This is a genomic window from Nocardia cyriacigeorgica NBRC 100375 (assembly GCF_000308555.1).
In the GTDB taxonomy this organism is placed as follows: Bacteria; Actinomycetota; Actinomycetes; order Mycobacteriales; family Mycobacteriaceae; genus Nocardia; species Nocardia cyriacigeorgica.
The window spans coordinates 1-8054 of sequence record NZ_BAFY01000069.1 but is presented as its reverse complement, the minus strand read 5'-3'; the positions used below and the strand labels follow the sequence as shown (position 1 = coordinate 8054).

Annotated in this window: 7 protein-coding genes; 1 reads left to right on the top strand and 6 read right to left on the bottom strand. The window is 67.0% G+C overall.

What is annotated here, in order from left to right; all coding sequences use genetic code 11:
• From RJ05_RS06145 to RJ05_RS06130, 4 genes are all read right to left on the bottom strand, one after another.
• Positions 1–927 (bottom strand): CocE/NonD family hydrolase (locus RJ05_RS06145; RefSeq protein ID WP_036534143.1); only part of this gene is annotated, 927 nt, incomplete at its 3' end.
• A gap of 215 nt (positions 928–1142) precedes the next feature.
• A complete protein-coding gene (locus RJ05_RS06140; RefSeq protein WP_036534141.1) occupies positions 1143–2900 on the bottom strand; it encodes an N-acyl-D-amino-acid deacylase family protein in 1758 nt (585 codons plus the stop codon).
• A gap of 129 nt (positions 2901–3029) precedes the next feature.
• Positions 3030–4715: an FAD-binding dehydrogenase gene (locus RJ05_RS06135; RefSeq protein WP_036534138.1), complete on the bottom strand. Its 1686-nt coding sequence runs from the start codon at positions 4713–4715 to the stop codon at positions 3030–3032.
• 119 nt (positions 4716–4834) lie between these two features.
• A complete protein-coding gene (locus tag RJ05_RS06130; protein WP_036534135.1) occupies positions 4835–5734 on the bottom strand; it encodes a bile acid:sodium symporter family protein in 900 nt (299 codons plus the stop codon).
• Between the two features lie 195 nt (positions 5735–5929).
• Between RJ05_RS06130 and RJ05_RS06125 the strand changes: the two genes are divergently transcribed.
• Positions 5930–6589, top strand: a complete 660-nt coding sequence (locus RJ05_RS06125) for a TetR/AcrR family transcriptional regulator (protein ID WP_051016288.1) — start codon at positions 5930–5932, stop codon at positions 6587–6589.
• 16 nt (positions 6590–6605) lie between these two features.
• On the opposite strand, the gene RJ05_RS06120 is transcribed toward RJ05_RS06125, so the two are convergent.
• Both RJ05_RS06120 and RJ05_RS06115 read right to left on the bottom strand, forming a co-directional pair.
• Positions 6606–7241, bottom strand: a complete 636-nt coding sequence (locus tag RJ05_RS06120; protein ID WP_138445757.1) for a hypothetical protein — start codon at positions 7239–7241, stop codon at positions 6606–6608.
• 140 nt (positions 7242–7381) lie between these two features.
• Positions 7382–8054 (bottom strand): lipase family protein (locus tag RJ05_RS06115; protein ID WP_036534129.1); only part of this gene is annotated, 673 nt, incomplete at its 5' end.

Genomic DNA, 8054 nt, shown 5'->3' with positions numbered 1-8054 from the left:
CAGCAGATACCCGAACAACGCGTCGATCATGACCAGCGGGCTGGTCACTCGGTCGTCGAACCACTTCCAGTCGAACTTGCCACTGAAAATGGAAACGAGGTCGGGAAGAAGCTTCGTCATGTTGACATTCGCCAACCAGGGCGCGAGGAAGCCCGCGCCGAACGCCCCGCCGGTATTGGCGATGTCGTGTAGCAGGTCGTTTCCGGGATCCACGGGGAAGATCGCGGCCAGCGATTCGGGCCCCTGCTGCGCGGCATGCAGCTGGTTGATCGCACAGTACGACACGCCCGTCATCCCGACTTTGCCGGTCGACCACGGCTGGGCACCCGCCCAATCCACGATCTCGGCGGCGTCCTTCTGCTCACGCGGGCCGAAAACATCCCACACGCCTTGGGAGAAGCCGGTTCCCCTGGCATCGACCACCACCATGGTGTAGCCGCTCTGGATCAGCTTGCGATCCACACCCGCGAAGATGCGGCCCATTCCCGCCGGCACGGTTTGCAGCAGGTCCGACAGCCCCTGGAAACCGAAGGCGGACAGGTCGACCATTTTCGCCAGACGTACGAGCACGTCGTAGAGCACCGGCGTCGCGATCGCGGAATCGATGAGATTCTGCATGAGCTTGGTATAGGGCGTGATGTTGACGACGGTCGGCAGCGGCTCGCTGACCGGGCCGTTGGCGTCGGCCGGGCGATACACGTTCGCCTTCAACACCGTGCCATCGCTCATCGTGATCGGGACGTCCCAATCGATATGCACCGCAGGGTATTTCGGTGCGGCCTCGTAATCGGCCAGCCATCGGGCCGCCGCAGGCCCGCCGTCGGGAACCGCGGCCACCGGCGGAGCCGACACCATGCCGGCGATCATCACCGCGGGCAGTACTACGACGGCGCCGCGCAGACAGAACCGCCAGGCCTTCTTCAGCATTCTTTCCTACCGTCCCTATCGGAGGCACTTCACATTTCCCCGCCGAGCGAGGCGCGGCAAACAGTATCACATCCGATACAGAATCAAATCCGATTCACATTGGAATTCATTCTTCGGCGCCGACACCGAGCCCGACACCGGTGCCGCGACCGACTGGGCCGCAGCGCAGGGCGGCAGTTCGGCGGGGACGGTCCGCGGACCCCCGACCGGCCAACTCAGCGGACAGCGACGCCGGAGCTCGCCGATGCCGAGGACGCGCGCAGGAAGGTTCCGGCACGCAGGTCGGTACCGAAACCCGGGACGAACTCGCCGTCCTCGTACACCACGGTCCCGCCGACGATCGTCGCGGCCACTGCGGCGTCGTTGCGGTTGACCATGCGCGAGAGTCCGGCCCCGGGCATCGGGGCCTCGTGGTAGCCGGCACTACTGCCGTCGAATCCGGCCGGGTCGATCACCGCGATGTCGGCGCGGGCGCCCGAGGCGACGGTGCCCGCGTCCAGGCCGTACCACTGCGCCAACTCGCCGGTGAGCCGGTGGACCGCCTGCTCGACGGGCATGAATCCCTGTTTGTGTGCCCGTTCGAGCAATCGGATGCCCATGTTGAAGTACGCCATATTGCGCACATGGGCGCCGGAATCGGAGAACCCCATCTGCACATGGGGCGAGCGGGCCAGCTTGTCGAGCACGGCTTCTCGATCGTTGGCGACCGTGGTGTGCCAGCGCAGCGACTTGCCGTGCAGGGCGATCAGATCCAGCAGGACATCAGCCGGCACGAGGCCGCGTTCGGCGGCGATATCGGCGAAGGACCGCCCGATCAGGCTCCGGTCGGGGCAATCGACGACGCGAGCGTCGTTCAGATCGCGGTGCCATACCCGCGAGCCGTACCGCTTGGCCATGTCCCGGCGGAATGCGCGCCGGAACCCCTCGTCGGTGAGGAATTCGTGACGCTCGACCAGATCGCGGATATTGAGCGCGGCCACGCCGGACCCCAGCTCTTCGAACACCAGCACTTCGAACCCATCGGCGTAGACCGCGAAGGGAACGGGCAGATGCTGCCAGCGGTAGTCGGCACCGAGCACCTGGTTGAACATCGCGGCGGCCGCGGTGGTGATGTGGACGAGCGTGCGGTCGGCCTTGATATCGGCCGCGGTGATCATCGAGGTCTTCAGCGGTTTGCGCCGCAGCGCCCGGCCGACGCTCTGCGTGAAGTAGCGGACGATCTCGGCGCGCTTGGTCAGATTCGGCGTGCTCTGGTGGATTCGTCCGTAGTCGCGCAGGATCTCGTTGAGGGAGGCGAATTCCGGCCATCGGGCGTAAGTCGACGGCAGTTGCCTGCCCGGATAGCGCTTACCGTCGAGCTTCGAGTACGAACTGCGGATCGTCGACAGCCCGACGAACCCTTCGGCCAGTGCGGATTCGAGCATTTCCCGCATCCGCACCAATTCCCATGGATCTGGCACGACCTCGTCGGAGCTGGCCCGTTCCAACCCCATGACGGCCACCCGGATGTCGGAGTGCCCGAGGAAGGCGGCCACGTTGACGCCGAGCGGCTGTTGCAGCAGTGCCGCGACATAGCTCGACGGGTCGTTCCAGCTCTTGTGCTCGGCCACCGCGTCGTGCACGATGTCCCAGGGCAGGGCCTCGACGCGGGCGAACAGATCGGCGCAATCCTCGGCTCCGGCGTACACCGTCGACAGCGAGCAGTTACCCATGATCACCGTGGTCACGCCGTGCCGGGCCGACTCCCCAAGCCCCGGGTTGAACAGCACCTCGGCGTCGTAGTGGGTGTGCACATCGATCAGGCCAGGTATCACCCATTTTCCGGTGGCGTCGATCGTCGTCCGCCCGTCCGGCAGCCCGGTGCCGACCGCCGCCACTCGGCCGCCGGCAATGCCGATATCGGCGCGAACGGGCGGCGCCCCGGTCCCGTCGAAGCACTCGCCACCTCGGACGACAATGTCGAATTCCCTCATCGGACCTCCTCCGCGATACCTACGCGGAGATACATTATCGCATCCGATTCAGATTTGTATTCGATCCGAGATGTCGACCGCCGAAGGTTCCGCCGTGACCAACGGTCGACGGCGGAACCCCACCTCCGGTCAGCCCAGTTCGGCGGCGATGGCGCGGCCGGCCGCGCGGCCGGAGAAGATGCACCCGCCGAGGAATGTGCCTTCGAGCGCGTTGTACCCGTGCACCCCGCCACCGCCGAACCCGGCGACCTCACCGGCGGCGTAGAGGCCGGGCAGCGGCTCGCCGTCCGGGCGCATGACGCGCGATTTCAGGTCGGTCTGCAAGCCGCCGAGGGTCTTGCGAGTGAGGATGTTGAGCCGGACCGCGATCAGCGGGCCCGCGGCCGGATCGAGGATGCGGTGGGGTTTGGCGACACGGCCCGCCTTGTCGCCGAAGTACTGGCGGGCGTTGGTGATCGCCATCAGCTGAGCGTCTTTGGAGTACTTGTTGGCCACTTCGCGGTCGCGGGCCACGATCTGGCGTTCGAGGTCGTCGTAGTCGAGCTGGGGACCGCGCGCGATCTTGTTCATGCCATCGACGAGCTCACGCAGCGTATCGGCGACGACGAAATCGGCGCCGTGCTGCTTGAACGCCTCCACCGGACCCGGCGCGCCCTTGGCGACCCGGCTCTTGAGCGTGAGCTTCATGTCCTTGCCGGTGATATCGGGATTCTGCTCCGAACCGGAGAGCGCGAACTCCTTCTCGATGATCGACTGGGTGAGCACGAACCAGGAGTAGTCGTGGCCGGTGGCCAGGATCGCCTTCATGGTGGTGTTGGTGTCGAAACCGGGGAAACACGGTGCGGGCAGGCGCTTTCCGTTGGCGTCGAACCACAGCGAGGACGGGCCGGGAATGATGCGGATGGCGTGGTCGGGCCAGATGGGATCCCAGTTGATGATGCCCTCGGTGTAGTGCCACATGCGGTCCCGGTTGACGATGGCGCCGCCCGCGGCCTCGCTGATACCGAGCATGCGGCCGTCCACATGCGCGGGCACACCGGAGATCATCGTCTTCGGGCACGGACCCAGCCGATCGGCCGGCCAGTTCTTGCGGATCAGCTCATGGTTGTGCCCGATCCCGCCGGAGGTGACGACCACTGCTTTCGCGCGCAAGTCGAACTCGCCGACCACGGTCCGCGAGGACGCCTTGCCGCGCTCGAGATCGGTCGGCTCCAGCACACTGCCGCGTACACCGGTGACGGCGCCGTCCTCGACGACCAACTCATCCACACGATGCCGGAACGCGAAGCGGACCAAACCCTTTCGCTCACCCTCCAGCACCGGCTCGGCGAACACCCGCACCACCTCGGGGCCGGTACCCCAGGTGATGTGGAACCGGGGCACGGAATTGCCGTGCCCGTCGGCACCGGCTCCGCCGCGTTCGGCCCAGCCGACCAGCGGCGTCACCCGCAGCCCGAGCGCATGCAGGTAATCCCGCTTCTCGGTGGCGGCGAAGCGCACATATTCGCGGGCCCACTGGCGGGCCCAGTGGTCCTCGTCCGCACGGTCGAAGCCGGCCGAACCCATCCAATCCTGCAGCGCGAGTTCGTAGGAATCCTTGATACCGAGGCGACGCTGTTCGGGGCTGTCGACGAAGAACAGTCCACCCAGTGACCAGAACGCCTGGCCGCCGAGGTTGTTGCGGTTCTCCTGGTCCAGCACCAGCACCCGCCGGCCTGCCTTGACCAGTTCATAGGTCGCGACCAGTCCGGCCAGCCCCGCACCGACCACGATCACCTCGGCGTCGAACGCAGAGTCAGGACTGTTGTTTGTCATATCGATCCTTCGCGTAGTCGCATCGACGGTCGGCGTTCACTGGACCGCCCATCGCCTGCGTTCCAACCTAAGCACCGGCGACCGCCGGAGCCAGCACCAATCGCCGTCTCCCCCGCCGCTCACGGCGCTTCTCCGGTCACAACGGCCGTCGGCACCGGTTCCGGCCCACGGCCGGTTCGGCGGAAAACAGCAGCCGCGATGGCGGCGGGACCGAACATCACCAGCCCGTATATCGCTCCAGGGATTGCCATCACCTGATCGGCGAGCACCGACGTCGCCACGGCGATGGCAATCGTCGCGTTGTGAATGCCGATCTCCATCGCCGAGGCAATGGCCTGTCCGCGGTGCACCCGAAACAGCCGCGGCACCAGATAGCCGATACTCAGGCTGCAGACCGAGAGCAGCAACGTCGCGGGCAGCAGTCGCAAGCCCTGCTCGACCAACGTGTCGAACTCCGTGACAACCGCCGCGGCGATGACCGCGACCAATACCGCCACGGAACCGAGCGTGACGGCCTTCTTCGAGCGCATCGCCCACCCTGGATACCGGGCCCGAGCCAACATGCCGAGCGCGACCGGTACCAGCACGATCGCGATCACCTGGGCGAGCTTGCCGAACTGCAGTCCCACCGCGGCCTCGGAGGCGAGGAAATGCCGCATCGACACCGCGATGACGACCGGCATCGTGAATACCGAGATCACCGAATTCACCGCGGTCAGCGTGATGTTCAGGGCCACGTCTCCGCCCGCGAGATGGCTGAACAGGTTCGCGGCGATACCACCGGGCGAGGCCGCGAGCAACATCATGCCGACCGCGAGCGCGCCATTCAGATCGAAGCTCAGCACGAGACCGAGGCAGACCAGCGGCAGGATCAGCAATTGGCAACACAGTGCGAGCAATGCCGCTTTCGGATATCGGAGCACCAGTGCGAAGTCCGCGACGGTGAGCGTGAGGCCGAGGCCGAACATGACCGCACCCAGGCCGACCGGCATCAGTGCCGCGAAGCTCGACGAATCCACCAGGAATACATTAGCGCATCCGATTCATATTTACATTGGATACACTCTTCAGCGGAACCGTGGATTCGACCTTGATACTTTATCCATCGGGGCAGCGACGGAGCCGCGCCGACCTGCGGGCGACGCGTGCACAGCCGAACAGACCTCATCAGCACGCATCGAGCCGTCTGCACACCCGGACAGATAGGAAACGACGTGGCAACCACCGACGACGTCGACGCGACGGCGAAGAACGGGCACCGGCCCACCGGCCGCCGAGTGACCAAGCGGCGCGCGGAAACCCGGCAGCGCCTGCTCGACGCGGCCTACGAGGTCTTCGCCGAACAAGGCTTCGGCCGCACCAAACCCGACCACATCTGCGAACGTGCCGGCTACACCCGCGGCGCGTTCTATTCCCAGTTCACCACCATGGATGAGCTGTTCCTGGCGATGTGGGAGCAGCAGTCGGCGCAGTTGCTGGCCGATGTGACGGCGGTGCTGCGGGAGGACCCGGTCACCGATGTCCGCAATGTGCGCGAGGTCGTCGAGCATGTGCTGCGCGCGGTGCCGATGGACGACAAGTGGCAGCGCATCAGCCTCGAGGTGACCGCGCACGCCCTGCGCAACCCGGAGCTGCGGGACCTGATGGTCGCCCGGGAGGAGTCGATCATCGGCGCGCTGCTGCCGGTGGTGCAGACACTGCTGAACCGGGTCGGCCGCACCGTCACCGACCCGAAGGCGCTGGGACGCGCGCTGATCGCGGTGCACGACGGCACCACGGTGCAGTGCCTGATGGAACCCGACAGCGACGAGGCACGGGAACTGCGCGTGGATCTGGTGCTGCGGGTGATCATGTCCTACACCCGCGAGCAGTAGCGCGGGAAGGCCCGGCTCACGACCCAGGGTTGACCGGCGCACGGCGCAGGTATTCGACGTAGCGTTCCCGCATATGAGCCGCGGCGGCGTCGGGGGCCGGATCGCAATAGTCGCCGGGGATGATCCACTGGCGGCCCTCGATGTGCCGGCGAGCAGCGCGAACGCGCTGGCTCCAATGCCTGGTGCCCTGTTCGCGCAGCGCCTGGCCGAGTGCCGACACCAGGCCGGGTTCGATGCGGCGCAATTGCAGCGGGTCGAAGATGGCCAGCAGCGGCTCCCCGGTATACGGCGGGTCGGCGCAGATGCCGACGTGCCCGGCGTGGGTCAGCAGCGTGACCGCGGTGGGGTCGTCGGCGGTCGCGAACTCGACGACCTGATCCCAGCCCTGCTCACGATGCCAGGCCGCCATGCGTTCGGCGACGACGCTCGGCTCCTTGCTGCCGAAGGAACGCACCAGCGCGGGCACCAGCGTCCAATAGGCTTCCTCGGCCTCGAGGATCGCCGAGCGCAGCGGCCCGAGGGCATTGGCGGCGAATTCGGCTGGGAAGACGACCGAGTACGGCCGGCCCGCGGTGTCGGAGAAGCGCAAGGCGAGCGTCCCGTGCACGGTGACGATCTCGACTCGGTCGACGACGATATGCGGCCGCGACACCGCCGATCGCCCTCGGCCGCGGTGGCCGGTTTTCCGGTGCTGGCTGATCGCAGGCTCCTTCGGTTGGTCCTTGGCATATACGGCGATGGCTTCGACGCGGGTCGGGGCCGCGCCGAAGCCGGCAACGCGTTGGTGCGGCGTCAGGGCAGGGCGCCGCAGTTCGACGGTGCGGGCCTGCCGGCGAGCCGGTCGGTGATCCACTGCTGGGAGGCATCCAGCGCCGGGAAGAACGCCAGCACATGGGTGCCGGCCAGGCCGGTCATCGGCGGAATCGAGGAGTTCGCCTCCAGTTGCACCGCCGCACCGCCGCCGCACCAGTCGGCAGCGGTGGCATGGATCGGCGGAAACGGCGCGCCCTCATCGTTTTTCGCCGACGCGATCAGCACGGGTGCCGACGGGGTGAGCGAGCCGACACGCTGTTCGGCGAAGGCCGCCCGCAGCACCGGATTCCGGTCGATCACCGCCGTCAGCGGCTGACCGCTGCTGGTCCACTGCGCGGTGTGCGGATGGTTCTGCGCCATCCCGACGGGCATGGCGCACTTGCTTTCCGAATCCCGCAGGATCGCCTTGCCCGTGTCGTTGAGTTCGGCGTCGAGCACCGGCCGCACCTGCGGATAGGACGCGGCCATGCCGTTGAGGATCCAGGCGTGGGTGGGTGCGGCGGCGGCGCGACCGTCGTTGTAGCCGACGAAGTACTGGTCGTCGACGACCGGCCCGCCGACGTAGGCGCCGCGCACGTTGAGATCCGGGGCGTAGCTCGGATGCAGTTCGGCCGCACCGGCGGAGGCCATACCGCCCTGGGAGTAGCCGTAG